The organism is Saccharopolyspora gregorii, assembly GCF_024734405.1.
GTDB lineage: Bacteria > Actinomycetota > Actinomycetes > Mycobacteriales > Pseudonocardiaceae > Saccharopolyspora_C > Saccharopolyspora_C gregorii.
On record NZ_CP059556.1, the window covers coordinates 1,045,785 to 1,069,721 of the forward strand.

The following is a 23,937-nucleotide window of genomic DNA, read 5'->3' on the forward strand; positions in this document are numbered from 1 at the left end:
GCATCTTTGTGGCCAAGTTATGTAGGGCACATGGTGGATGCCTTGGTACCAGGGGCCGATGAAGGACGTGGGAGGCTGCGAAATGCCTCGGGGAGCTGTCAACCGAGCTGTGATCCGAGGGTGTCCGAATGGGGAAACCCGGCCCGAGTGATGTCGGGTCACCTGCACCTGAATGTATAGGGTGTTGGGAGGGAACGCGGGGAAGTGAAACATCTCAGTACCCGTAGGAAGAGAAAACACTGGTGATTCCGTGAGTAGTGGCGAGCGAAAGCGGAGGAGGCTAAACCGGGCGCGTGGGATACCTGGCAGGGGTTGCGTGTCTGGGGTTGTGGGGCTTGTCTGGAGGCGGCTGTCACCGTTTCAGCGTGGTTGTGTGTGTTAGTTGAACAGGTTGGGATGCCTGGCCGGAGTGGGTGAGAGTCCCGTAGGCGAAAGCACATGCGATACGTGTGGATTTGTTCCCGAGTAGCAGCGTTTCCGTGGAGGGCGCTGTGAATCTGGCGGGACCACTCGCTAAGCCTAAATACTTCCTGGTGACCGATAGTGGATAGTACCGTGAGGGAATGGTGAAAAGTACCCCGGGAGGGGAGTGAAATAGTTCCTGAAACCATGTGCCTGCAATCCGTCAGAGCATGATCTTTGGGTTGTGTGATGGCGTGCCTTTTGAAGAATGAGCCTGCGAGTTGCTGCTGCGTGGCGAGGTTAACCTGTTGTGGGGTAGCCGGAGCGAAAGCGAGTCTGAAGAGGGCGTGGAGTCGCGTGGTGCAGACCCGAAGCGGAGTGATCTACCCATGGCCAGGGTGAAGCGCGGGTAAGACCGTGTGGAGGCCCGAACCCACCAGGGTTGAAAACCTGGGGGATGAGTTGTGGGTAGGGGTGAAAGGCCAATCAAACTTCGTGATAGCTGGTTCTCCCCGAAATGCATTTAGGTGCAGCGTCGTGTGTTTCCTGGGTGGGGTAGAGCACTGGTTGGTTGATGGGCCTTATGGGTTACTGACGTCAGCTAAACTCCGAATACGCCTGGGTAGAGCGCGGCAGTGAGACGGTGGGGGAGAAGCTTCATCGTCGAGAGGGAAACAGCCCAGAACACCGGCTAAGGCCCCTAAGTGTGTGCTCAGTGGGAAAGGATGTGGGATTGCCCAGACAACCAGGAGGTTGGCTTAGAAGCAGCCATCCTTGAAAGAGTGCGTAATAGCTCACTGGTCAAGTGGTCCTGCGCCGACAATGTAGCGGGGCTGAAGTGCACCGCCGAAGCCGTGTCAATGAGTCCTTGTGGCTTGTTGGGTAGGGGAGCGTCCTGCATGCAGTGAAGCGTCACCGTAAGGTTGGCGTGGAGTGTGTGGGAGTGAGAATGCAGGCATGAGTAGCGAGAGCAGAGTGAGAATCTCTGCCGCCGATTGACTAAGGGTTCCTGGGGCAGGTTCGTCCGCCCAGGGTGAGTCGGGGCCTAAGGCGAGGCCGACAGGCGTAGTCGATGGAGAACGGGTTGATATTCCCGTACCCGTGTGCACGCGCCCATGGCGAAACGGTTGAGACTAACCATCCGCGAGCATGATGGCTCTTCGGAGTTGTTGTGTGAGTGCATGGGACCTGATTCTGCGGTAGTCAAGTGATGGGGTGACGTAGTGGGGTAGCTGTGCCAGTGAGTGGTAGTACTGGTGTAAGCCTGTAGCCTGCCGTCTAGGTAAATCCGGGCGGTGTGAAGGGTGAGGGGTGATGCGTAGCCGTTGTGGTGAAGTCAGTGATCCCGTGCTACCGAGAAAAGCCTCTAGCGATGTGTGTGCATGGCCCGTACCCGAAACCGACACAGGTGGTCAGGTAGAGTATACCGAGGCGGTCGGGTGAACTGTGGTCAAGGAATTCGGCAAATTGCCCCCGTAACTTCGGGAGAAGGGGGGCCATTGCTGGTGAAGGGATTTACTCCTGGAGCTGGTGGTGGCCGCAGAGGCCAGGGAGAAGCGACTGTTTACTAAAAACACAGGTCCGTGCGAAGTCGTAAGACGAGGTATACGGACTGACGCCTGCCCGGTGCTGGAACGTTAAGAGGACCTGTTAGCACATCTTTGGTGTGTGAAGCGGAGAATTTAAGCGCCAGTAAACGGCGGTGGTAACTATAACCATCCTAAGGTAGCGAAATTCCTTGTCGGGTAAGTTCCGACCTGCACGAATGGCGTAACGACTTCTCCGCTGTCTCGACCACAGGCCCGGTGAAATTGCAGTACGAGTAAAGATGCTCGTTTCGCGCGGCAGGACGGAAAGACCCCGGGACCTTTACTATAGCTTGGTATTGGTGTTCGGTGCGGCTTGTGTAGGATAGGTGGGAGACTGTGAAGCGTTCACGCTAGTGGGTGTGGAGTCGTTGTTGAAATACCACTCTGGTCGTTCTGAGCATCTGAACCTCGGACCCTGATCGGGTTCAGGGACAGTGCCTGGTGGGTAGTTTAACTGGGGCGGTTGCCTCCTAAAGGGTAACGGAGGCGCCCAAAGGTTCCCTCAGCCTGGTTGGTCATCAGGTGTTGAGTGTAAGTGTATAAGGGAGCTTGACTGTGAGACTGACAGGTCGAGCAGGTGCGAAAGCAGGGACTAGTGATCCGGCACTGGCTGGTGGAAGCGGTGTCGCTCAACGGATAAAAGGTACCCCGGGGATAACAGGCTGATCTTGCCCAAGAGTCCATATCGACGGCATGGTTTGGCACCTCGATGTCGGCTCGTCGCATCCTGGGGCTGGAGTTGGTCCCAAGGGTTGGGCTGTTCGCCCATTAAAGCGGCACGCGAGCTGGGTTTAGAACGTCGTGAGACAGTTCGGTCCCTATCCGCCGCGCGCGTAGGAGATGTGAGGAAGGCTGTCCCTAGTACGAGAGGACCGGGACGGACGGACCTCTGGTGTGCCAGTTGTTCCGCCAGGAGCAGGGCTGGTTGGCTACGTTCGGGAGGGATAACCGCTGAAAGCATCTAAGCGGGAAGCCTGTTCCAAGATGACGTCTCCCACCCCTTTGTGGGTTAAGGCCTCCTAGAGATGATGGGGTTGATAGGCTCGGCATGGAAGCACAGTAATGTGTGGAGTGGACGGGTACTAATAGGCCGAGGACTTGTTCACGAAGATTGCTACGCATCCACTATACGGTGTCTGAGGCAGCAACTGGTTGGTTGTTGAATTGGATAGAGGTTTCACACGGCGCCCCGGGTGGGGTGTTGGTGTGGTTGGATTTGTCGGTGGTTTTAGCGGAGCGGGGAACGCCCGGTCCCATTCCGAACCCGGAAGCTAAGCCCTCCAGCGCCGATGGTACTGCACTCGATAGGGTGTGGGAGAGTAGGACACCGCCGACAATACTCATGAGGGGACACGCCCCGGAACCAAGTTCCGGGGCGTGTCCTGCTTTCCAGGCCCGTTCCGGGCATGTTGCTGGCCTGGGGCGAAGACGAGGGTGACGCGGGGCCCGGTCTCCGGGGGTGGTTTCACAGCCATCCTCCGGGGACCGGGCCCTTTTGTGTTCCCGGTCAGGACCTCCCGACGAAGCGGCCGGCTCGAACGACGCGCCTCCAGACCCCATTCACTGCTAATAGCCGCGCTTGAGCAACGAGCAGGAAAAAGCCCCGGTGCCGCAGCACCGGGGCTTCACCAGGACGAAGCGGAGAACCGCAGCTCAGCCCCCGCGCCGCCGCAGCAGCTCGAAGCAGAGCACCGCGGCCGCGCTGGCCACGTTCAACGATTCGACGCCACCCCGCATCGGGATGGCGAGCCGCTGCGCGATGCGGGTACCGACCTCTTCGGAGAGCCCCGCCGTTTCGCTGCCGAGCACGAACGCGGCCCGGGAACCGAAGTCGGCTTCGAAGATGCTCTCCGCCCCGGTGGCCTCCAGCGCGTACAGCGGATAGCCGGCGTCGGTGAGCATCTCGGCGGCATCCCCGGCGGTGGTGCAGCGCAGCACCGGCGCGTGGAAGGCGACGCCGGCGGAGGCCTTGATGACGAGCGGGTCCAGCCCGGCGACGCCGCGGTGCGGAACGATGATGCCGTCGATGCCCGCGGCCGTGGCGGTCCGCAGGATCATACCGACGTTCGCGGGCGTGGTGAGCCCGTCCAGCAGCAGGACCTGCCGCGGGGCGGTGGCCGGGTCGTCGAGGGCGTCGACCAGCGGGCGCATCTTCCGCGCCACCACGTCGGCGAGCACGCCCTGGTCGTGCCGCCCGTTGCCGGCGAGGACCTTCACCCGGTGCGCGCTGGCGCGCTGCACCTTCACCGCGCGGTCGGCGGCGGCTTCCTTGATCTCGTTGATCGCGGGGCCGCCGATGCCTTCGGCGATGATCACCTTGTCGACGCGCAGGTCCAGGTCGGACAGCGCCTCCAGGACCGGTTTCCGGCCGTAGACGGTGACGAACCGATCTTTGGGTGAGGTAGTGCTGGTCACGCGGTCCAGTGTCACACGAGGCGACGTGACCGCTCTGAGCAGGCCGATGGTGTGCCAGTATCGCGGACATGCCCGATCGCCTCTCCGCACTCGACGCCTCGTTCCTGTACCTGGAGGACCACACGACGCCGATGCACGTGGGTGGGGTGGCGGTGTTCCGCAGGCCGCGCAGCGGGTTCGAGTACGACCACGTGCTCTCGATGATCGATCGCAGGCTGGCGATGGTGCCGCGGTACCGGCAGAAGGTGCGGCAGTTGCCGGGGAAGCTGGCGCGCCCGGTGTGGGTGGACGACCAGGACTTCGACATCACCTACCACGTGCGCCGGTCCGCGTTGCCGAAACCGGGCAAGGACGAGCAGCTGCACGAGCTGGTGGCCCGGTTGATGTCCCGCAAGCTGGACCCGGAGCGCCCGTTGTGGGAGTTGTACCTGGTGGAGGGCTTGTCCCGAAGCCGGGTCGCGGTGATCACCAAGACGCACCAGGCGATGGTGGACGGGATCGGCGCGCTCGACATCGGGCAGGTGATCTTCGATCGGTCGACGTCCCCGGAGCGGCAGGAGGTCGAGGACCTGTGGATGCCGCGGCCGGAGCCGAGCCCCGCGCAGCTGGTGCTGGAGGCGGTGACGGAGGCGGTGCAGCGCCCGGGCGAGGTGGTGGAGAACGCCCGCTCGGCGGTCGGGGACGTGGCGGCGACGGTGCGGAAGGTGACCGGGGCGCTCGGCGGTCTCGCCTCGGCGGTGCGGGCCGCTGCGGTGCCCACCCCGGGCGGGCCGCTGAACGGGCCGACGTCGACGCAACGCCGCTTCGCGGTGTCCAGGGCGAAGCTGGACGACTTCCGCGCGGTCCGGCAGTCGCACGGTGGCACGGTGAACGACGTGGTGCTGGCGGTGGTGGCGGGGGCGCTGCGGAACTGGCTGCTGTCCCGGGGCGAGGTCGTGTCGGGTTCGACGACGCTGCGCGCGATGGTGCCGGTGTCGGTGCGCGGTGCGGATTCCGGTGGCGGAGACGAGGTTTCCGGGGCGGACGGCAACCGGGTGGCGGCCTACCTGGTGGACTTGCCGGTGGGGGAGCCGAGCCCGGTGCTGCGGCTGCACCACATCAGCCACGCGTTGCGGGCGCACGCCGAATCGGGCCGCTCGGTGGCGGCGGAGGCCTTGGTGGGCGTGTCCGGTTTCGCCCCGCCGACGCTGCACGCGCTGGGGGCGCGGGTGGCCAACGGCTTCTCGGACCGGTTGTTCAACGTGCTGGTGACGAACGTGCCGGGCCCGCAGGTACCGCTGTACGCGGCGGGCGCGAAGATGACGGAGATGTTCCCGGTGGTGCCGCTGGCGAAGAACCAGTCGCTGGCGATCGGGGTGACCTCCTACGACGGAGGGGTGTACTTCGGCCTGAACGGGGACCGGGACGCCATGTCCGATGTGGACGTGCTCGCGGCCATGATCGGGGAGTCAGTGGAAGAGATGATCGGGACGGTCGACGGATGAGGGTTTACCTGCCCGCCACGGTGCGCATGACGCGCGGCCTGGTGGAGGACCAGCAGATCCAGCCGCTCAGCGGCACCGGTTTCGCGTTGACGCCCGCGCTGCGGGAGTCGTACGCGGCGGGGGACACCGAGGAGCTGGAGTACGCCGCGATGCGCGAGGCCGCGCGGGCCTCGTTGCGGCTGATCGCGAGCGAACTCGCGGAGGACGAGAAGGCGGACCTGCGCCGGGTGGTGATCTCCGCCGACGTCGAGGACGTGGCGCTGCGCCCGGACCTGGACCACGCGGTGGTGCGGCTGTCCGGGCCGGTGCCGTGGAAGAAGGTCGCGGCCGTGCACGTGGACTCGCCGGACGCGGAGGACGCGGTGCGCGCCGCCGCCGGTGTGATCGACTCGGCGGACCTGGGGGACCCGGACGCGGAGTTCGTGCTGGGCGAGGCCGAGGACCACGAGCTGTCCTGGTACGCGCCGCAGGAGGTTCCGTTCCTGCTGGAACTGATGTGACCCGGGCGGCCGGGGCGCGCGTGGCGCCCCGGCCGGTCGCGGTTCACGGGCCTTGCGGCAGACCCGGCATCTCGAACTCCCGGATCTGGGAGGCGTCCGGCTTCGCGACGCTGACCGGCTTCCCCCAGTCGGAGTAGGTGAGGGTGGTGGTCGATTCGCCGACCTGCTGGCCCGCGATGTTCATCGGGGGAGTGACCTGCTCGACCTTGAGCGGGCGGCCTTCCTCGTCGGCCCACACGGTCTGCTTGAGCTCGGTGACACCGGCCTTCAGCATCATCTCGTAGCTCTGCTTGAGGATGCCCTCGGCGGAGCCGACGACGTCGTTGATGTTGGTGACGACCTCGTACTTGGTGGCCTGCGTCCCGTCGACGGTGTCGGAGCCCGCCGCGGTGAACTGGGATCCTTCCGGCAGCAGCTTGCGGAAGTCGGCGGCCTCGGACAGCGCGGTGGACTGCGCGCCGCCGACGGCGGCCGCGGGGCTGTTCTGGGCGATGTGCGCCCACGGCTTGCCCGGGTCGCCGCCCATCGAGTTCAGCTGCGGGTTGTTCATGTACGTCTCGCCGTCGATGACGATGATCTCACCGGTGGTGCCGGTGCAGCTCATCGCGGACTTGGCGGCGTCGACGTCGCAGTCGCTCTGGAGTCCACCGGCGCTGCCGAGCGTGGCGTTCAGCTTCAGCTTGTACGACTTGCTGTCGTCCATGGCCTGGGAAGCGCCGGAGACCAGCGAGGCGAGGTCGCTGTAAGCCCCGCCCTGCTGGGCCCCGGAGTCGCTGGAACCGGTCTCCCCGGCACCACCCGGGTTCTGACCGAGGGCACATCCCCCCAAGGTCGCGGTCAACGCGACGGTGCACACTGCGATGCTCGTGCGGCGCACGGAACTTCCTTCCCCTGATCAATATCGGCGAGAGGAAGCTAGCAGCGCGGTTCGACCGTTGTGGGCTGTTCGCGGAAGTTCGTCAACGCGGCGGTTGCGCTCCGGGCAGCGGGCCGTCCGGGAAGGCTCCGACCTGGTCGGCGAGTGGCGGCGCGATGTCGACGGGCGCGCCCCAGTCGCGGTAGGTGGAGGTCAGCGATACCTGCCCGGCTTGCGCGACCTGCTCGGTGGCGGCGAACCGCGCGGGGAGGCCGCGGTCGTCGAGCCACAGCTCGTAGCCGATCTCGGTGCGCCCCGCGTCGGCGGCCTTGCGCAGCCGGGTCCGCTGCTGCTCGTCGGGCGCGGATGCGGCGCCCTGCGCGGTGAGCACCCGCAGGCTGTACCGGGTGGTGGGGGTGCCGTCGACCTGTTCCGGCGTGCTCGACTGGATCCTGGTGGCGCCGGCGACCCCGGCGAACGTGGCGCGCGGATCGGCGGCGTCCTGCACCTGGCGGAGGGCGGGGGAGAGCAGCTTCGCGGCGAAGTCGGTGCCGTCGGCGGCGAGCCGCAGCCACGGCTTGCCCGGTTCCGGCTGCAGCAGCGGCGACTTCAGGTAGCCGACGCCGTCGACCACGGCGAGTTCCACCGGTTGCGGTGGCTGGGCGGCGGCCGGCTTGGTGGTGCCGTGCAGGGCCACGTCGGCGCGGTCGGCGGTGTAGCGCACCGCGCCGTCGCCGGCGAGTTCGCCGACGAAGCCGAGGTCGCCGCGCACGCTGCTGCGCACGCTGCCCTCCTCGTCGATGCGGTGCAGCACGTCGGCGAGCAGCGGTTCAGCGGACGGGCGCGGGTCGGGTCGCGCGGCGGCGGGCTTGGAGGGCTGCGGTGCGGGCGCGGGGGCGCAGCTCACCGCGGCGAGGGCGCCGAGCAGGACGGCGGTCAGCGGGGTGGCGTGGCGGACTCGGGGCATGGTCGAGCTCCTCGTCGGGGGACGACGTCCGCGTCCGACGCTAGCAACGCCGTGCGGCGAGCACAGGTGCCGTTCGAGTCGTCGAGGTTTCCGCGGCGTTGCGGCTTTCCCCGGGATTCCCGTTCGGCCGCAAGGATTTCCGCCGTGCGGACGCGGCCCGTCCGGGAAGTCCGCTTGCACCCGGCCGGGTGCCGGTCAGGCTTCGTCGCGTCCCGCGCGGGACCGCAGCAGCCGCCGCAGCGAGCTGAGCTGCTCGGTGCGGCCCGCACCCGCTTCGGCGGCGTAGGTGTCGAGGTGGCACTCCGGGTCCGCACCGCCGCCGAGGTGCCCGCAGTTCGACGGGCATTCCTCGGCGGCCTCGGCGAACCCGGTGAAGGCGCTGATCAGGTCGCCGGCGGTGACGTGCGCCAGGCCGAACGAGCGGATGCCCGGGGTGTCGACGACCCAGCCGCCCGCGGGCAGCGGGAGCGCTACCGCCGAGGTCGAGGTGTGCCTGCCCTTGCCGACGCCGCTGACCTCGCCGGTGGCGCGTTCGGCGTGCGGTACCAGCGTGTTCACCAGCGTCGACTTGCCGACGCCGGAGTGCCCGACCAGGGCGCACACCCGGCCGTCGAGCTGCTCGGACAGGTCCTCGTGCAGCTCGTGCATGTTGGTGACGACGATCGGCAGCGGCAGCGCCGAATAGGTCGCCAGCACCTCGTCCGGCGTGGCCAGGTCGGACTTGGTGAGGCACAGCACCGGGGTCAGCCCGCCCGCGTAGGCGGCGACGAGGCAGCGGTCGATCAGCCCGGTGCGCGGCGGCGGGTCGGCGAGCGAGGCGACGATGATGAGCCGCTGCGCGTTCGCGACCACGATCCGCTCGTACGGGTCGGTGTCGTCGGCGGTGCGGCGCAGCACGCTGCTGCGGTCGGCGACCCGCACGATCCGGGCGAGCGTGTCGGCGCGACCGGACGTGTCGCCGACGAGGTCCACCTGGTCGCCGACGACGACCGGGGTGCGGCCCAGTTCGCGGGCGCGCATCGAGGTGACCAGGCGGTCCGGGTCCCCGTCGAGCGCGCAGGTCCACCGGCCCCGGTCCACGGCCACGACCATGGCCGTGGCGGCGTCGGCGTGCTCCGGGCGCCGCTTGCTGCGCGGTCGGGTGCCGCGCCCGGGACGCACCCGCACATCGGATTCGTCCAGGTCTCGCCAGCCGCGGCGGCCCATCAGGCCACCGGCTCCAGCATCGCCGACCACATCCCGGGGAAGTCGGGGATGGTCTTGCGGGTGGTCGCGACGTCCTCCACTTCGACGCCGGGGACCCGCAGGCCGAGGATGGCGCCCGCGGTGGCCATCCGGTGGTCGGCGTAGGTGTGCCAGGTGCCGCCGCGCAGCGGCCGGGGCCGGATCAGCAGTCCGTCGGCGGTCTGCTCGACGTCCCCGCCGAGGCCGGTGATCTCCCGTTCCAGCGCGGCGAGCCGGTCGGTCTCGTGCCCGCGCAGGTGCGCGATGCCGTGCAGCCGCGAGGGCCCGTCGGCGAGCGCGGCGAGCGCGGCGACGGTCGGGGCGAGCTCGCCGACCTCGTGCAGGTCGACGTCGACCGGCAGCAGCCGTTCCGGGCCGGTGGCGGTGAGCCCGCCGGCGTGCAGCGCGACCTCGGCGCCCATCGCGGTGAGGATGTCCCGGAACGCGTCGCCCGCCTGCGTCGTGGCCGACGGCCAGCCCGGCACGGTGACCTCCCCGGCGGTGGCGGCCGCGGCCGCCAGGAACGGGGTCGCGTTGGACAGGTCCGGTTCGACGTCGAGGTCGAGCGCCCGGATCGGCCCGGGGGAGACCTGCCAGGTGTTCGGCCGCTGGTCGTCGACGTCGACGCCCGCCTCCCGCAGCATCGCGACGGTCATGTCGATGTGCGGCAGCGACGGCACCGGCGGCCCGTCGTGCACCACGGTCACGCCCTGCTCGAACCGCGGGGCGGACAGCAGCAGCCCGGAGACGAACTGGGAGGACGCGGAGGCGTCGATGGTGACCTGCCCGCCGGGCAGCGACCCGGTGCCGCGCAGTTCGAACGGCAGCGAGTCGCCGGTGATGTCGGCGCCGAGCTCGCGCAGCGCGTCGAGCACCGTGTCCAGCGGCCGCTTCCGCGCGTGCGGGTCGCCGTCGAAGGACACCGTCCCGTCGGCGAGCGCGGCCAGCGGCGGCAGGAAGCGCATCACGGTCCCGGCGAGGCCGCAGTCGACGCTCGCGGGCGCGCGCAGCTCGCCCGGTTCGACCAGCCAGGCGCCCTCGGCGCCGTCCCGCACCGCGGTGCCGAGGGAGCGCAGCGCCGCCGCCATCAGCTCGGTGTCCCTGCTGCGCAGCGGCCCGCGCAGCGTGGACGGCCCGTCGGCGAGCGCGGCGAGCACCAGTGCGCGGTTGGTGATCGACTTGGAGCCGGGGACGGGGACCGTCGCGCGGACCGGGCCTGCGGCGACCGGGGCGGGCCAGAGCTGCGTCATACCCCCATGATCCCGCATTCGTCCCTGCTCAACCGGCCGGGGCCGGGCCGGAGGAGTTCGACGTCGTCGGTGGGTGCTGCGACGATGGGCTCGGGGGCGGCGCGACCCCGCCCCCCTGGCGGCGACGGCGGAGGTGACCAGGAGATGTGCGGCAGGTACGCCTCCACGAAGGATCCGGCGGCGCTGGCCGCGGAGTTCGCCGCCGACGACCGGACCGGCGGTGGTGCCGGGGGAGCCGACTACAACGTGGCCCCCACCAAGCAGGTGCCCGCCGTGGTGGCGCGGCACCGCGACGGCGGACCGGCGCGCAGGCTGCGGACGATGCGCTGGGGCCTGGTGCCGAAGTGGGCGAAGGACCCGAAGATCGGCAACCGCATGATCAACGCGAAGGCGGAGACGGTCGTGTCGAAGCCCGCGTTCCGCGCCGCGGCGAAGTACCGCCGGTGCCTGCTGCCCGCCGACGGCTGGTACGAGTGGAAGCGCGACGGCGACCGCAAGCAGCCCTACTTCATGACCTCCCCGGACGGGGCGAGCCTGGCCCTGGCCGGGCTGTGGGAGACCTGGCACGACCCGGCCGCGGCGGAGGACGCGCCGCCGCTGGTGACCTGCTCGGTGCTGACCACCGCGGCCGTCGGGGCGCTCGCCGAGGTGCACGACCGGATGCCGCTGGTGCTGCCCGCGGACCGGTGGGAGGACTGGCTCGACCCCGAGCGCCACGACGCGTCCGGCCTGCTCGCACCCTCGCCGGACCTGGTGGCCGCGCTGGAGCTGCGGCCGGTGTCCTCGGCGGTGAACGACGTGCGGCACAACGGCGCCGAGCTCATCGCCCCGCAGGACGACCCGGACCCGGCGGTAGCGTTGGATCATGCTCGGGATGCGGGGTGAGTGCTGATGTGCGGTCGCTACGCGGTGCGGCGCGACCCGGCGGCGCTGGCCGCCGAGTTCGACGCCGTGGACCGCTCGGAGGGGCTGCTCGGCCCGGACTACAACGTGACTCCGACCAAGACGGTGCCGATCGTGGTGCGCCGCGGCACCGAGCGCAGCGTGCGGCCGGTGCGCTGGGGGCTCGTGCCGACCTGGGCGAAGGACGCCACCAGCGGACCGCCGATGATCAACGCGCGGGCTGAGACGATCACCACCAAGCCCGCGTACGCCGAGTCCGCGGCCCGCCGCCGCTGCCTGATGCCCGCGGCCGGCTGGTACGAGTGGCGGCCCGGCGACAAGCGCAGGCAGCCGTACCTGTGCGCGCACCGCGGCGGGGCCAGCCTCGCGATGGCCGCCGTGTTCTCCGCGTGGTGGTCGCCGGAGAACACCTCCGCACCCTTGGTGACCTGCGCCGTCGTCACCACCGACGCGGTCGGCGAGCTCGCGGGCGTGCACCACCGGATGCCGCTGGTGCTGCCCGCGGACAAGTGGGCCGACTGGCTCGACCCGGAGCGCGACGATCCGCGCCCGCTGCTCGACCCGGATCCGCGGTTGCTCGCGGAGCTGGACCTGACCACGGTGTCCACCGAGGTGAACAACATGCGCAACAACCACCCGGGCCTGCTGGAACCGGCGGAGCCGGTGCCCGCACCCGCCGAGCAGGGGGCGCTGTTCGAATGACCCGCGTGCAGATCGACACCCCGCACGGCCCGGCCGCGGCCGAGCTGCACTGCGCCGAGGAGGGCCGGGCGGCGCTGCTGCTCGGGCACGGTGCGGGCGGCGGCATCGCGGCGCCCGACCTGGTGGCCGCGACTCGCGCCGCCACCGGCGCCGGCGTGCACGTGGCGCTGGTCGAACAGCCCTACCGCGTCGCGGGCCGGAAGGCACCCGCGCCCGCCAAGCAGCTCGACGCCGCGTGGCTGGCCGTCGCCGAAGACCTCGGCGAGCGCTGGTTCGCGGACCTGCCGCTGCTGTTCGGCGGCCGTTCCTCCGGGGCGCGGGTCGCGTGCCGCACCGCCGAGGCGGGTACCGCGTCCGCGGTGCTGTGCCTGGCGTTCCCGCTGCACCCGCCGGGCAAGCCGGAGAAGTCGCGGCTCGGCGAGCTCGACGCCGTCGACCCCCCGGTGCTGGTGGTGCAGGGGGAACGGGACGCGTTCGGCAGGCCCGAACCGGCGCACCGGCGCGAAGTGGTGCTCGTCGCCGGGGACCACTCGTTGAAGGCCGACGTCGACGCCGTGTTCCGCGGGGTCGAGGAGTGGCTCACCCGGGTCCTGCGGCCGCTCGACTGATCAGGCCCCGGCGATGTCGGCGACCTGCGCGTCCAGCAACCGGACCAGGTCGGCGGCGGCGAGCTCGATCTCCAGGCCGCGGCGGCCCGCGCTGCAGAAGATCGTGTCGAACGCCTCGGCCGAGGAGTCGACGACCACCGGCAGCCGCTTCTTCTGCCCCAGCGGCGAGATGCCGCCCGCCACGTAACCGGTGGCGCGCTCGGCGGCTGCCATGTCGGCGAGCTTCGCCTTCTTGCCGCCGCGCGCCGCGGCCAGCGCCTTGAGGTCGAGCTGCCCGGTCACCGGCACCACCCCCACCACCAGCGCCCCGTCGACCTCGGCGACCAGCGTCTTGAACACCCGCTCCGGCGGTTGTCCCAGCGCATCGGCCGCTTCCTCGCCGAAGGACTCCGCCCGCGGGTCGTGCTCGTACGCGTGCACCCGGTGCGCGACCCGCTGCCGGTCCAGCAGCGCGGTCGCCGGTGTTCCCCTGCCTGCCATGCCCTGACCCTAGGAGCAGGAATACCCACCGGCCGCACCGCGTTGGACCGGCCGTGACGGAGTTGACGAACACGTGCTTACTCGAACGGCAGCGGGACCTGCCCGAGCGCTCTGACGCAGGTGAGCGGGGCATCGGGCGGGTATCCTCGAAGTGGGTCCATGCGCAGGACGGCATGGGTTCGTCGCCAGCAGCCACCTCTTCCTGGCGGCGGGAAAGGATCCCGGTGGTCAACACCCCGGAGCAACCCGGCACGGCGGGGACCGCCGGCGGCGATGCCGCGGCGGCCGAGCCGGAGCAGGTCGAGGAGACCGACCAGCAGCGCGTGGCCCGCTTCGAGCGGGACGCGATGCCGCTGCTCGACCAGCTCTACGGCGCGGCGCTGCGGATGACGCGCAACGCGCCGGACGCCGAGGACCTCGTGCAGGAGACGTACTTGAAGGCCTACTCGGCGTTCAAGTCGTTCAAGCAGGGCACGAACCTGAAGGCGTGGCTGTACCGCATCCTCACCAACACCTACATCAACGGCTACCGCAAGCGGCAGCGGCAGCCGCAGCAGCAGCCGACCGACGAGATCGCCGACTGGCAGCTCGCCCAGGCCGAGAACCACACGTCCACCGGGCTGCGCTCGGCCGAGGTGGAGGCGCTGGACCGGCTGCCGGACTCCGACGTGAAGAACGCCCTGCAGCAGTTGGCGGAGGAGTTCCGCATGGTCGTCTACTTGGCCGATGTGGAAGGCTTCGCCTACAAGGAGATCGCCGAGATCATGGGGACGCCCATCGGCACGGTGATGTCGCGGCTGCACCGCGGCCGCAGGCAGCTGCGCGACATGCTCACCGACGTGGCGCGCGACCGTGGTTTCCTCAGGGAGAAAAAGCAGGAGGTGAGCACCTCGTGACGTGCGAACATGACGAGGCGTCCTGCGAGGACGTGCTCGCCGAGGTGTGGCTGTTCCTGGACAACGAGTGCAACCAGGACCGGCGCGCGGCGCTGCAGGAGCATCTCGACGAGTGCGGGAGCTGCTTGGAGCACTACGGCTTGGAGGAGCACCTCAAGGAGCTGCTGCACCGCAAGTGCGGCGGCGAGCACGCCCCTTCGGACCTGCGGGAACGGTTGCGCAGCTCGATCCGCGAGACGGTGCTTCGGCAGGCGGACGTGACGGTCGAGCGCGGGCCGGACGGCACCTCGGTCGAGGTGCGGGCCAAGAAGCGGACCTCTTCGGCCGACTAGTACCGGCCACGCCGCGAGACGAAGAAGAGCCCCGGACCACATCGGTCCGGGGCTCTCGCATGCGTGCGGCGCGCGGAGCGCACCGTCACGTCAGCTGCCGTTGGGGCGCTTGCCGTGGTTGGCCTTGTTCTTGCGCCGGTCCTTCTTCTTGCGGGAACGCTTTCCCATGACCCCTCCCTCGCGTCGTCCCGCGCTCCGGCCGGGCAGGCCGTGGGCGGGGATTGGTTCCTTGCGGAGTTCTGGCTGTCCAGTCTCGCACGTGCGCCACCCGGGCCCGTTGGGTGGCCCGGCACGTGGTTTCCTTGACGAAACCCGCGTCCGGGCCGTCGCGGAGCGAACTCGTGGAGCGAAGGGTTCGCGCGGAGCCGGTGGTCTCGACCGCCGGGGGCGGTGCCGTGCGGGAGGGCGACCTCGACGCCGGTCGCCGAGTCCGGACCGAAGGAGCGCCTTGTCGACGCTGAGTGACCTGCTGGCCGAGCACACCGGGTTGTCCGGGGCCGCCGCCGACCACCTCCAGCTGGTCGTCGCGGAGTGGCAGCTGTTGTCGGACCTGTCGTTCGCCGATTTCCTGCTGTGGGTCCCGGTCGGCCCGGAAGACGCCACCGAGGACCGGTTCCTGTGCGTGGCGCAGGCCCGGCCGACGACCGCGCCGACCGCGCACCCCGAGGACGTGGTCTCCACCGAGGTCACCCCGGAGGATCACCCGCAGCTGCGGCGCGCCGCGCTGGAGGGGCGGATCTGCCGGGAGGAGGACCCGCGCTGGCACTTGGGCGTACCGGTGCGCCGCGAGACGATCCCGGTGAAGTTGGACCAGGAGATCGTCGCGGTGCTGAGCCGGGACACGAACCTGGCGGTGCCGCGGGTGCCGAGTCCGCTGGAGATCTCCTACCTGGGCAGCGCCGCCGACCTGTGCCAGATGATCGCCGACGGCACGTTCCCCACCCCGGAGCCTGCGCCGGACGTGCACACCAGTCCGCGCGTCGGCGACGGTCTGGTCCGGGTGGACGCGTCCGGCACCGTCGTGTTCGCCAGTCCGAACGCGCTGTCGGCCTACCACCGGATGGGGCACGCCGCGGATCTCGTCGGGGTGCAGCTGGCGCCGCTGACCAGGTCGTTGCTGTCCGACCCGTTCGACGCCGACGAGGTGGCCCAGCGGGTGCGCCGCGCGGTGTCCGGCGAGCCGAGCATGCGCATGGAGGCGGAGGCGAAGGGCGCGACGGTGCTGTTCCGCGCGTTGCCGCTGCAGCCCCGCGGTCAGGTCGCGGGTGCGTTGGTGCTGGTCCGGGACGTGACGGAGGTCAAGCGGCGGGACCGGGCGCTGATGTCGAAGGACGCCACGATCCGCGAGATCCACCACCGCGTGAAGAACAACCTGCAGACGGTGGCGGCGCTGCTGCGGCTGCAGTCGCGGCGCACCGGCAACTCGGAGGCGAGGCTGGCGCTGGACGAGTCGGTCCGGCGGGTCACCTCGATCGCGCTGGTGCACGAGACGCTGTCGATGTCGGTGGACGAACGCGTCGACCTGGACGACGTCGTGGACCGGGTGATCCCGATGATGAGCGACGTCGCGGTGGCCGAGACCGGGGTGAAGGTGAGCCGGGAGGGCCGGTTCGGCGTCGTGTCCGCCGAGTTGGCGACTCCGCTGGTGATGGTGCTCACCGAACTGGTGCAGAACGCCTTCGAGCACGCGTTCCCGGAAGGCACCGGCGGGGAGGTCGTGGTGCAGGCGGAGCGTTCGGCGCGCTGGCTCGACGTCGTCATCTCGGATGACGGTCAGGGCCTGCCGAAGGGATTCTCCCTGGAGCGCGCCGAACGTCTCGGCCTGCAGATCGTGCGAACCCTCGTCGAGTCTGAGCTGCGGGGTTCGTTGAGCTTGCGCGGTCGGGGCCGGCAGCGGGGTACGGAAGCCGTGTTGCGCGTTCCGCTGAAGTACCGCCGCTGAGCGCCTGACGCCGCAAGCGCGTCGATGGGGGTCGGTGAGCCCGATTGCGGGGTGGCTCACCTGGGGTCGGTCCGCTCGGTCAGTTCGCCTTGGGGGTGGCCGCTGACCGGCATCGACGCTGATCGACCCCGGTTCTCATCGGGGATGTGCTGTTCTTTCGCGACCGCCGTGTCGGGGTCGCCCGGGGGGGTTTGCGCGGGGTCGGCCGGGATGCCCTCCGGCCGACCCACTACGCTGCGAGCAGGTCCGCTGCTCAGGCGTTGGTACGAGCCGCCCGAGTCCGCGAGCTGCGACGCTTCAGGGCACGCCGCTCGTCCTCGCTCATGCCGCCCCAGACGCCGGCGTCCTGGCCGCTCTCCAGTGCCCACGCCAGGCACTCGGAGGCAACGGGACAACGCCGGCACACGGCTTTCGCCTCGGCGATCTGCAGCAGCGCAGGACCGCTGTTCCCAACGGGGAAGAACAGCTCCGGGTCCTCGTCACGGCAAACCGCATCGTGGCGCCAGTCCATGATTCCTTGCTCCTCGCTAGGCGCGCACATGGCGCGCCGGTAGTTCGTTCGGGGTGTTTGTGAATGCTTTCACGGAGTCCGTGTGCTTGTGAATGCTTTCACGAACTGCCGTGATGTCAAGAGTTCGATCTCGTGTCGTGAGCCAACTCACCTGAAAGATCGACGTCTCGTGACCAGGGGTTCTGAATGATCGCTGGTCAGGGGCGGGGCCGTCGATCAGCGATCGGGCTCCGTTACGAGAAGGTTATACAGCGACCCGCAGGGCGTCCGGCACGGACACGAACTCGATGACCGAACGCTCGCCGAGGTTGTCGCCGTCCACCTGCAGACGCAACGGCTCCTGACAGGCTACGTGGATGTGGCCGACATCGGCACGCCGAAGCGCGTTTCTTCCGTGTGGTTTCGCACTACCGCGGAGCATCTGCGCGATGTAGCGCAACACAACGTAAGCGTTCATGTCGCGCAGCGCGAACACGCCCAGCCCGGTGTCGAACGTGGTGTCCGGGTTCATCCGCATCGGACGTGAGCCCAGGTACGTCCAGGGGTCGGTGTTGGCCACGAACGCGGTGTGCAGCCCGGTGACCGGCTCCTCGTCGCCGACCTGCACGGTGATCATCGGTTCACGGCGCGACATGCGGAAGTAGCAGCTCAGCGCGGTGCGCGCGTAGAGCGCGGGGGTGACGTCGCGGCCGCGGCCGCGGATCTGGTCGACCTCGGCGACCACGTCGGCGTCCCAGCCGACGCCCGCGTTGAAGGTGAACCAGCGGTCGTTGGCCTTGCCGAGCCCGACCAGCCTGCTGCTGTCGGTGGCGATGGCCTGCAACAACCGGTACGTCGCCTCGATCGGGTCCTTCGGCAGGCCCAGGGCCCGCGCGAACACGTTCGCCGAACCGCCCGGCACGACGCCGAGGGTGGGCAACCCGCGCTCCGGGACCGGATCGGCGAGCATCCCGTTGACGACCTCGTTGACCGTGCCGTCACCGCCGTGCGCGATGACCAGGTCCACGCCTTCCGCGACCGCCGCGCGGGCGACCTCGGCGGCGTGACCCCGGTACCGGGTCTGCGCGACCTCCAGCTTCACCACGTCGGCCAAGGCGTGGGCCACCACGTCCCGCCCGGCGGCGGTGGTCGAGGTCGCCTGCGGGTTGACGACGAGCACGGCGCGCACGACCTGCAGCCTAGGCGAGGCGTTCCCGCGGCTTCGCGGGGTGCGGCCGGACGGTCAGGTCCTGGTCGGTCGAGTCCGCGTTCCTCCCCTGGTCGGCGACGTGGGACGGAGCGGGACGCTGCGGTCCCGGTCGACCCGACCGGCGGCGGGCTGAGACACCGCGCGGGCCGGGCGCGTCGCGCCGGCTCCGCTTCGCGGTGCGCCCGCACGGGCGCGGTCGTCGACCACCGGTACCGGTTCGGCGTGGGCGCGCAACCCCGGAGCGCGCCCGCGCCGCTCACCGGAACGGGCAGGTCGCGGCGATGATCGGTGGGACACCCCGTTGCCCACGACCTCCGCTGCTGCCATGGCACGATCTTCGCGCCCGCACCCGGCCCGAGCCATGCGGCGTTCGGGCGGTATTACCCTGGGCAGTGCACACGCAGAGTCACGATCGGTGGTGGGGGCCGGTGGCCGGCCTCCACGGGTCGAGTGTGACCTGCACCGCAATCCGTCGAGTCCGAAAGGCGATGCCGCCGTGCCGCCCTCCGCTCCTCCGCGCACCGTGCGCATCGCCGCCGTCCTGACCGTCGCCGAAGCGGTGGCGGGCCTCGCCTTCGTCGTCGCGCTGCTGGTGCGCACCGGCGCCCCCGACCTGGGCGGGGTGAACACGCTGGACCGCACCGACACGTTCGCCGAGGCCGGGTACTTCGGCATCATCTCGCTGGCGGTGCTCGCCGCGGGCGTCGGCATGTGGCAGGGCAGGCACTGGGCGCGCACGCCCGCGCTGCTGCTGCAGCTGATCCTGCTGGGGATCGCCTGGTACGCGATCGGGCCGTCGAAGCAGCCGCTGGTCGGGTTCGCGCTCGCGGTGCCCGCGGTGGCGGTGCTGTGGCTGATGTTCAACAAGCAGGGCCGGGTGTGGTCGCTGTACGGGCGGCCGCTCAACGGCGGCGGGTCCGGCGAGGGCTGATCGGCCCCGGCCGGGCGTGCCGGTCGCCGCGCTCCGGACGCTGAGCCCGCCGGAGCGCGGCGGGCGCGTCGTCGCCGGACGGATCTTCTGCGCGAGGCGTTCCGCGCGGCCCACGGCGGCGCTGAACGCCTCGGGGGTGTTGATCACCCGTCCGGTGGGGCTCTGCGTCCCGGCCGCCGGGCGAGGCGGGGTCAGGCGCCGAACTCGCGCAGCGCGTCCCCGGTGAGCCGGTGCACCGTCCACTCGTCCATGCCGCGGGCCCCGACCGACTCGTAGAACTCGATCGCCGGGGTGTTCCAGTCCAGCACCCACCACTCCAGCCGCGCGTAGCCGCGTGCGACGCACTCCTGCGCGAGCGTGCGCAGCAGCGCTTTGCCGAGCCCGGAACCGCGCCGCTCGGGCAGCACGAACAGGTCCTCCAGGTAGATGCCGTGGCGGCCCTCCCAGGTGGAGAAGTTCAGGAACCACAGGGCGAAGCCCGCGACCTCGCCGTCGACCTCGGCGACGTGCCCGAACAGCGCCGGGTCCGCGCCGAACAGCGCGCGGTGCAGGTCGGGTTCGGTGAGGTGGCACTCCTCGGCGGCCTTCTCGTACTCGGCCAGCGCGTGCACCAGCCGCACCACCGCGGGGACGTCGGACTCGGCCACCCGGCGGATGACGTGCTGCGGCATCGCTGTTTCCTCGCTATCGGATCGGAGCGGGCACGTTGGAGCGTTCGAGCTGGGGGACGCCGCGCTCGTGCCCGAGCACGGTGATCCCGGCGGGGTCGAGGGCGAACCGGACGCCTTCGGTGACGGGCAGGCCGAGCCAGCGGGCGATCAGCGCCCGGCTGAAGTGCCCGTGCCCGGCGAGCAGCACGTCCCCGGCGGGGCCGGTGGCGATGCGGTCGAGCAGCGCGTCGGCGCGGGCGGTGACGTCGGCGGGGGATTCGCCGCCGGGGCAGGGGTGCGTCCACACCGTCCAGCCCGGAACCTGCTCGCGGATCTCCGGGGTGGTGCGGCCCTCGTAGTCGCCGTAGTCCCACTCGGCCAGCAGCGGTTCGACCTGGGGGGTGAGCCCGGCGAGTTCGGCGGTGCGGCGGGCACGGCCGCGCGGGCTGGCGAGCGCGGTCAGCGGTGCGTCACCGCGCAGGGCGGTGAGGGTGCGGGCCGCGGCGGTGGCGAGCTCCTCGCCCCGCGCGGTGAGCGGGACGTCGGTGCGCCCGGTGTGCTTGCCGCTGCTGGACCACTCCGTCTCGCCGTGCCGCAGCAGGAAGACCTTGCGTTCGCCGGATTCCGCCACGCGGCGAAGTCTAGGCGGCCGGGCCCGCGGCGCCCGCCGCGCCACCGGTGCGGGGGCCCGAACGCGAGAACGGCGCCGTCGCGCGGTGTTCCCGCTGCGGCGGCGCCGTTCGGCGACAGCGACCTCAGCCCTGCTTGGTCTCCCAGAAGATCTTCTCGATCTCCGCGATGTAGTCCAGCAGCTCCTGGCCCTTGGCCGGGTCCATGGAACCCTTGGTGCCGGTCGCCCCAGCGGCCTTGGTGGCCTTGTTGACCAGCTCGTGCAGCTGCGGGTACTTCTCGAAGTGCGGCGGCTTGAAGTAGTCAGTCCACAGCACCCACAGGTGGTGCTTGACGAGCTCGGAGCGCTGCTCGGCGATGATGATCGCGCGAGTGCGGAACTCGAAGTCCTCGTTGTTCTGGTACTTCTCCTGCACGGCCTTGACGGACTCAGCCTCGATCCGCGCCTGTGCCGGGTCGTAGACCCCGCACGGCAGGTCGCAGTGCGCGGTGGCTTCCAGGCGCGGGCTGAGGATACGGGACAGTAGACCCATCATTCCTCCCTGACAGTGAATGCTCCGACGTGCGTGACCCTACTCGTGACGATCTCGTGCGTCTTCCTGGAGGGACCGCTGCGGGGGTGCTCTCGACCGGAGGTGGGACGGTGTCCGGGCTGGATCGGTGGCGGTGGCGCCGGGTGCTGGTGCGCGGGGCGTCGATGGTGCCCGCGCTGCGCGAGGGGGACGTGGTGGTGGTGCGGACCCGCGCGGTCGCCCGGGCGGGTGATGTGGTGCTGGTGCGGTGGGCGTCGCGACCTGCGCAGCTGTCGGTGAAGCGGGCGGTGCGCCGGGAGGGCGCCGGGTGGCACGTGGTGGGGGACAACGCGTTCGGTTCGACGGATTCGCGGGAGCTGGGGCCCGCGGCGGTGCTCGGCGTGGTGGCGTGGCGGTTGTGGCCGAGGCCACAGCGGCTCCGCTGAAGTGATACCCGTTCACTTCGTTTGCACCGTTTATGTGAACAGGGTTCACAACTGTGGGTGCGCGCTGCATCATCCAGCGTCATGACTCTCTCCCGCCGGCGCATGCTCGGTCTCACCGCGCTCAACGCGGCCGCCGCCCTCGGCCTCACCACCGTCTCCACCCGCGGGGCGGTCGCCGCAGGCCGGCGCACCACCGTGCCCGCCGTGGTGATCGGCTCGGGCTACGGCGCGGCCACCACCGCGCTGCGCCTCGGCTCCGCGGGAGTGCCCACGCTCATGCTGGAGATGGGGCGGCTCTGGGACACCGCGGGCGCCGACGGATCGATCTTCTGCGACATGCTGCGACCCGACCACCGCAGCAGCTGGTTCCGCACCCGCACCGAAGCACCGCTGGCCAGCATCCTGTGGCTCGACCTGGTGAACCGGGACGTGAAGCCGTACGCGGGTGTCCTGGACCGGATGCACTTCGACGAGATGGACGTCTACGTCGGCCGCGGCGTCGGCGGCGGCTCCCTCGTCAACGGCGGCATGGCCGTCACCCCCGAACGGGACGACTTCGCGCGGATCCTGCCGGGCGTCGACCCGGAACCGATGTACCGGCGGTACTACCCGCTGGCGAACCGGATGCTCGGCGCGAACTCCCCGGACCCCACCTGGTTCGAGGACACCGACTGCTACGCCTACGCGCGGCTGTCCCGCAGGCACGCCGAACGCGCCGGGTTCGGCACCACCTTCGTGCCGAACGTCTACGACTTCGACTACATGCGCCGGGAAGCCGCCGGTGAGGTCCCGAAGTCCGCGCTGGCCTCCGAGGTGATCTACGGCAACAACCACGGCAAGCGCAGCCTGGACAAGAGCTACATCCCCGCCGCCCTCGGCACCGGCAACGTCACCCTGCAGACCCTCACCCGCGTCACCTCGTTCCGGCAGGAGGCCGACGGGACCTACGTGCTCACCACCGAGCGCATCGACGAGCTCGGCGAGGTCCGCGGCACCGCCGAGATCGCCTGCGAGCACCTGTTCCTCGGCGCGGGCAGCCTCGGCTCCACCGAACTGCTGCTGCGCGCCCGCGACACCGGGGCGCTGCCCGACCTGCCCGCCGGGCTCGGCGAGAAGTGGGGGCCGAACGGCAACGTGATGCTCGGCCGCGCCAACCACCCGTGGGACACCACCGGGCTCGTCCAGTCGGGCATGCCCGCGCTCGGCATCGACAACCGGCACGACCCGGACAACCCGGTGTTCGCCGAGATCGCGCCGGTGCCCGCGGGCATCGAGACCTGGGCCAGCCTCTACCTGGCCATCACCCGCAACCCCGAGCGCGGCCGCATCGAGTACGACGCGGCCACCGACTCGGCGCGGCTGCGCTGGCGCGAGGCGCAGGGGCAGCCGTCCATCGACGCGGCGAAGGCCGTGTTCGACCGGATCAACCAGGCCAACGGCACCGCCTACCGGCACGACCTGTTCGGCGACACCAGGGCGTTCGAGAACCGGTTCACCTACCACCCGCTGGGCGGCTGCGTGCTCGGCGACGTCACCGACGCGTACGGGCGGGTGCGGGGCTACCGGAACCTGTACGTCACCGACGGCTCGCTGATCCCCGGCTCCACCGGGGTGAACCCGTTCGTGACGATCACCGCGCTCGCCGAGCGCAACGCGGAACGGGTCCTCGCCGAGGACTTCTGAGCTCGCGGTCGCCCGGGCCGGTCCGCCCGGGCGACCCGCCGGTCATGCCGCGGCGCGGAGTTCGGCGTAGCGGCGCAGGCAGGCGTCGTAGTCGGGCAGCAGGCCCGCGTCGGCGGCCGCCGCCAAGGTCGGCGCGGCGCGGTCCTTGTCCGAGAGCACCGGTTCCCCGTCGAGGTGCTCGGCCCACGGCAGGCCCAGTTCCGGGTCGAGCGGGCTGATCCCGTGCTCCGCCGACGGCGTGAACGGGGTGGAGCACAGGTAGCTCATCACCGTGTCGTCCTCCAGCGCGACGAACGAGTGCCCGAGCCCCTCGGCGACGTACAGCGCCCGGTACTCCGCGGAGTCCAGCCGCACCGCCACCCACCGCCCGAACGTCGGCGAGCCGACCCGCACGTCCACCACCACGTCGACCATCGAGCCGCGCGGGCAGTACACGTACTTCGCCTGCCCCGGCGGCACGTCCGCGAAGTGCACGCCGCGGATCACGCCGCGCGCCGAGACGCTGTGGTTGGTCTGCCCGAGGCGCAGCGGGTGCCCGACGGCCTCGACGAACGCCGCCTCCTGGAACGGCGCGGCGAACAGGCCGCGGTGGTCGGGGAAGGACTTCGGGGTGAACTCGTGCACGCCGAAGATGTCGAAGGACCGGATTTCCACGTCCGCAGCGTAACCACCTGATTTTCCGCTCTTGTCGTGGAGCACTGGGGTGGCGGAACCTCAGCGGTCCCCTCGCTGCGGGATCGATTTCCCAAGTGGCTCCGCCACGAGGGAAATCGCTGTCCTCGCGAGGGAACCGCTGAGAACCCGCGGGTGGCCGGGCTGCTCAGGTGGTCGGCGG

At 70.3% G+C, this 23,937-nt stretch carries 24 protein-coding genes and 2 rRNA genes; 13 read left to right on the forward strand and 13 right to left on the reverse strand.

The annotated features are described in order from the left end of the window. The first annotated feature begins 10 nt into the window (after positions 1-10). Both H1226_RS04495 and rrf read left to right on the forward strand, forming a co-directional pair. Positions 11-3,097: ribosomal RNA gene (locus H1226_RS04495) — 23S ribosomal RNA — on the forward strand. Between the two features lie 112 nt (positions 3,098-3,209). Next, positions 3,210-3,327: ribosomal RNA gene (gene rrf, locus H1226_RS04500) — 5S ribosomal RNA — on the forward strand. A gap of 317 nt (positions 3,328-3,644) precedes the next feature. Here the strand turns inward: rrf and H1226_RS04505 are convergent. Beyond that, entirely contained in the window at positions 3,645-4,406 is a 762-nt protein-coding gene (locus tag H1226_RS04505) for a TrmH family RNA methyltransferase (RefSeq protein ID WP_224960508.1), read from the reverse strand. A gap of 68 nt (positions 4,407-4,474) precedes the next feature. Here H1226_RS04505 and H1226_RS04510 point away from each other — a divergent pair, with 68 nt between their 5' ends. Both H1226_RS04510 and H1226_RS04515 read left to right on the forward strand, forming a co-directional pair. Further along, positions 4,475-5,890 (forward strand): WS/DGAT/MGAT family O-acyltransferase, encoded by a 1,416-nt coding sequence (locus H1226_RS04510; protein ID WP_258347385.1) that lies wholly within the window; start codon positions 4,475-4,477, stop codon positions 5,888-5,890. After that, entirely contained in the window at positions 5,887-6,390 is a 504-nt protein-coding gene (locus H1226_RS04515; RefSeq protein WP_224960506.1) for a DUF6912 family protein, read from the forward strand. Before H1226_RS04510 ends, H1226_RS04515 begins: the two co-directional genes overlap by 4 nt. A 43-nt stretch (positions 6,391-6,433) precedes the next feature. On the opposite strand, the gene H1226_RS04520 is transcribed toward H1226_RS04515, so the two are convergent. The 4 genes from H1226_RS04520 to aroA all read right to left on the reverse strand — a co-directional run bounded on the left by H1226_RS04520 (position 6,434) and on the right by aroA (position 10,687). Next, positions 6,434-7,267, reverse strand: coding sequence for a LolA-like protein (locus tag H1226_RS04520; protein WP_258347386.1), 834 nt, complete (start codon positions 7,265-7,267; stop codon positions 6,434-6,436). A gap of 82 nt (positions 7,268-7,349) precedes the next feature. Beyond that, positions 7,350-8,213, reverse strand: a complete 864-nt coding sequence (locus H1226_RS04525) for a hypothetical protein (protein ID WP_258347388.1) — start codon at positions 8,211-8,213, stop codon at positions 7,350-7,352. A gap of 195 nt (positions 8,214-8,408) precedes the next feature. Continuing rightward, positions 8,409-9,419, reverse strand: a complete 1,011-nt coding sequence (gene rsgA / locus H1226_RS04530) for a ribosome small subunit-dependent GTPase A (protein ID WP_224960502.1) — start codon at positions 9,417-9,419, stop codon at positions 8,409-8,411. Continuing rightward, the gene (gene aroA / locus H1226_RS04535; protein ID WP_258347390.1) at positions 9,419-10,687 is read right to left on the reverse strand and encodes a 3-phosphoshikimate 1-carboxyvinyltransferase; all 1,269 of its coding nucleotides are present in this window, start codon (positions 10,685-10,687) and stop codon (positions 9,419-9,421) included. Before aroA ends, rsgA begins: the two co-directional genes overlap by 1 nt. Positions 10,688-10,831: 144 nt before the next feature. Between aroA and H1226_RS04540 the strand changes: the two genes are divergently transcribed. The 3 genes from H1226_RS04540 to H1226_RS04550 are packed head-to-tail and all read left to right on the forward strand — an operon-like array spanning position 10,832 to position 12,900. Continuing rightward, on the forward strand, positions 10,832-11,572 hold the full coding sequence (locus tag H1226_RS04540) for an SOS response-associated peptidase (RefSeq protein ID WP_258347392.1): 741 nt from the start codon (positions 10,832-10,834) through the stop codon (positions 11,570-11,572). A gap of 6 nt (positions 11,573-11,578) precedes the next feature. Next, complete coding sequence (locus tag H1226_RS04545; protein WP_258347394.1) at positions 11,579-12,292, forward strand: SOS response-associated peptidase; 714 nt, start codon at positions 11,579-11,581, stop codon at positions 12,290-12,292. Then, positions 12,289-12,900 carry an alpha/beta hydrolase family protein gene (locus tag H1226_RS04550; RefSeq protein WP_224968161.1) on the forward strand — a complete coding sequence of 204 codons (612 nt, stop codon included), beginning with the start codon at positions 12,289-12,291 and terminating at the stop codon, positions 12,898-12,900. Before H1226_RS04545 ends, H1226_RS04550 begins: the two co-directional genes overlap by 4 nt. Here the strand turns inward: H1226_RS04550 and ybaK are convergent, their stop codons facing one another. Then, entirely contained in the window at positions 12,901-13,380 is a 480-nt protein-coding gene (gene ybaK, locus H1226_RS04555) for a Cys-tRNA(Pro) deacylase (RefSeq protein ID WP_224960492.1), read from the reverse strand. It abuts the gene before it with no gap. A 218-nt stretch (positions 13,381-13,598) separates the two neighbouring features. On the opposite strand from ybaK, the gene H1226_RS04560 reads away from it, so the two are divergent. After that, positions 13,599-14,276 carry a sigma-70 family RNA polymerase sigma factor gene (locus tag H1226_RS04560; RefSeq protein ID WP_308011229.1) on the forward strand — a complete coding sequence of 226 codons (678 nt, stop codon included), beginning with the start codon at positions 13,599-13,601 and terminating at the stop codon, positions 14,274-14,276. Then, positions 14,273-14,608 (forward strand): mycothiol system anti-sigma-R factor, encoded by a 336-nt coding sequence (gene rsrA / locus H1226_RS04565; RefSeq protein WP_258347397.1) that lies wholly within the window; start codon positions 14,273-14,275, stop codon positions 14,606-14,608. The genes H1226_RS04560 and rsrA overlap by 4 nt, the downstream gene beginning before the upstream one ends. Before the next feature lie 90 nt (positions 14,609-14,698). On the opposite strand, the gene H1226_RS28240 is transcribed toward rsrA, so the two are convergent. Next, complete coding sequence (locus H1226_RS28240; protein ID WP_373690061.1) at positions 14,699-14,776, reverse strand: 50S ribosomal protein bL37; 78 nt, start codon at positions 14,774-14,776, stop codon at positions 14,699-14,701. Between the two features lie 280 nt (positions 14,777-15,056). On the opposite strand from H1226_RS28240, the gene H1226_RS04570 reads away from it, so the two are divergent. Next, positions 15,057-16,550 (forward strand): PAS domain-containing sensor histidine kinase, encoded by a 1,494-nt coding sequence (locus tag H1226_RS04570; protein ID WP_258347399.1) that lies wholly within the window; start codon positions 15,057-15,059, stop codon positions 16,548-16,550. Between the two features lie 253 nt (positions 16,551-16,803). On the opposite strand, the gene H1226_RS04575 is transcribed toward H1226_RS04570, so the two are convergent. Both H1226_RS04575 and H1226_RS04580 read right to left on the reverse strand, forming a co-directional pair. After that, positions 16,804-17,061 (reverse strand): WhiB family transcriptional regulator, encoded by a 258-nt coding sequence (locus tag H1226_RS04575; protein WP_200073222.1) that lies wholly within the window; start codon positions 17,059-17,061, stop codon positions 16,804-16,806. A gap of 244 nt (positions 17,062-17,305) precedes the next feature. Then, positions 17,306-18,229 (reverse strand): diacylglycerol/lipid kinase family protein, encoded by a 924-nt coding sequence (locus tag H1226_RS04580; protein WP_224960484.1) that lies wholly within the window; start codon positions 18,227-18,229, stop codon positions 17,306-17,308. Between the two features lie 517 nt (positions 18,230-18,746). Between H1226_RS04580 and H1226_RS04585 the strand changes: the two genes are divergently transcribed. Further along, on the forward strand, positions 18,747-19,181 hold the full coding sequence (locus tag H1226_RS04585; RefSeq protein WP_258347402.1) for a hypothetical protein: 435 nt from the start codon (positions 18,747-18,749) through the stop codon (positions 19,179-19,181). A gap of 191 nt (positions 19,182-19,372) precedes the next feature. Here H1226_RS04585 and H1226_RS04590 read toward each other — a convergent pair whose 3' ends face one another. The 3 genes from H1226_RS04590 to sodN form a co-directional block, all read right to left on the reverse strand. Then, the gene (locus H1226_RS04590) at positions 19,373-19,852 is read right to left on the reverse strand and encodes a GNAT family N-acetyltransferase (protein ID WP_258347403.1); all 480 of its coding nucleotides are present in this window, start codon (positions 19,850-19,852) and stop codon (positions 19,373-19,375) included. Between the two features lie 13 nt (positions 19,853-19,865). Continuing rightward, positions 19,866-20,462, reverse strand: coding sequence for an acid phosphatase (locus tag H1226_RS04595; RefSeq protein ID WP_258347404.1), 597 nt, complete (start codon positions 20,460-20,462; stop codon positions 19,866-19,868). Between the two features lie 124 nt (positions 20,463-20,586). Beyond that, positions 20,587-20,994: a superoxide dismutase, Ni gene (gene sodN, locus H1226_RS04600; protein ID WP_224960478.1), complete on the reverse strand. Its 408-nt coding sequence runs from the start codon at positions 20,992-20,994 to the stop codon at positions 20,587-20,589. Between the two features lie 110 nt (positions 20,995-21,104). On the opposite strand from sodN, the gene H1226_RS04605 reads away from it, so the two are divergent. Beyond that, positions 21,105-21,419, forward strand: a complete 315-nt coding sequence (locus tag H1226_RS04605) for a S24 family peptidase (RefSeq protein WP_258347405.1) — start codon at positions 21,105-21,107, stop codon at positions 21,417-21,419. An 81-nt stretch (positions 21,420-21,500) separates the two neighbouring features. Further along, entirely contained in the window at positions 21,501-23,102 is a 1,602-nt protein-coding gene (locus tag H1226_RS04610; protein WP_258347406.1) for a GMC oxidoreductase, read from the forward strand. A gap of 42 nt (positions 23,103-23,144) precedes the next feature. On the opposite strand, the gene H1226_RS04615 is transcribed toward H1226_RS04610, so the two are convergent. Continuing rightward, a complete protein-coding gene (locus H1226_RS04615) occupies positions 23,145-23,756 on the reverse strand; it encodes a dTDP-4-dehydrorhamnose 3,5-epimerase family protein (RefSeq protein WP_258347407.1) in 612 nt (203 codons plus the stop codon). Positions 23,757-23,937: the final 181 nt, after the last annotated feature.

Coding starts and splice junctions, on each gene's coding strand:
- H1226_RS04510 (WP_258347385.1), top strand. CDS start 4,475: ATGCCCGATCGCCTCTCCGCACTCGACGCCTCGTTCCTGTACCTGGAG.
- H1226_RS04515 (WP_224960506.1), top strand. CDS start 5,887: ATGAGGGTTTACCTGCCCGCCACGGTGCGCATGACGCGCGGCCTGGTG.
- H1226_RS04525 (WP_258347388.1), bottom strand. CDS start 8,213: ATGCCCCGAGTCCGCCACGCCACCCCGCTGACCGCCGTCCTGCTCGGC.
- rsgA (WP_224960502.1), bottom strand. CDS start 9,419: ATGGGCCGCCGCGGCTGGCGAGACCTGGACGAATCCGATGTGCGGGTG.
- aroA (WP_258347390.1), bottom strand. CDS start 10,687: ATGACGCAGCTCTGGCCCGCCCCGGTCGCCGCAGGCCCGGTCCGCGCG.
- H1226_RS04540 (WP_258347392.1), top strand. CDS start 10,832: ATGTGCGGCAGGTACGCCTCCACGAAGGATCCGGCGGCGCTGGCCGCG.
- H1226_RS04545 (WP_258347394.1), top strand. CDS start 11,579: ATGTGCGGTCGCTACGCGGTGCGGCGCGACCCGGCGGCGCTGGCCGCC.
- H1226_RS04550 (WP_224968161.1), top strand. CDS start 12,289: ATGACCCGCGTGCAGATCGACACCCCGCACGGCCCGGCCGCGGCCGAG.
- ybaK (WP_224960492.1), bottom strand. CDS start 13,380: ATGGCAGGCAGGGGAACACCGGCGACCGCGCTGCTGGACCGGCAGCGG.
- H1226_RS28240 (WP_373690061.1), bottom strand. CDS start 14,776: ATGGGAAAGCGTTCCCGCAAGAAGAAGGACCGGCGCAAGAACAAGGCC.
- H1226_RS04575 (WP_200073222.1), bottom strand. CDS start 17,061: ATGGACTGGCGCCACGATGCGGTTTGCCGTGACGAGGACCCGGAGCTG.
- H1226_RS04590 (WP_258347403.1), bottom strand. CDS start 19,852: ATGCCGCAGCACGTCATCCGCCGGGTGGCCGAGTCCGACGTCCCCGCG.
- sodN (WP_224960478.1), bottom strand. CDS start 20,994: ATGGGTCTACTGTCCCGTATCCTCAGCCCGCGCCTGGAAGCCACCGCG.
- H1226_RS04610 (WP_258347406.1), top strand. CDS start 21,501: ATGACTCTCTCCCGCCGGCGCATGCTCGGTCTCACCGCGCTCAACGCG.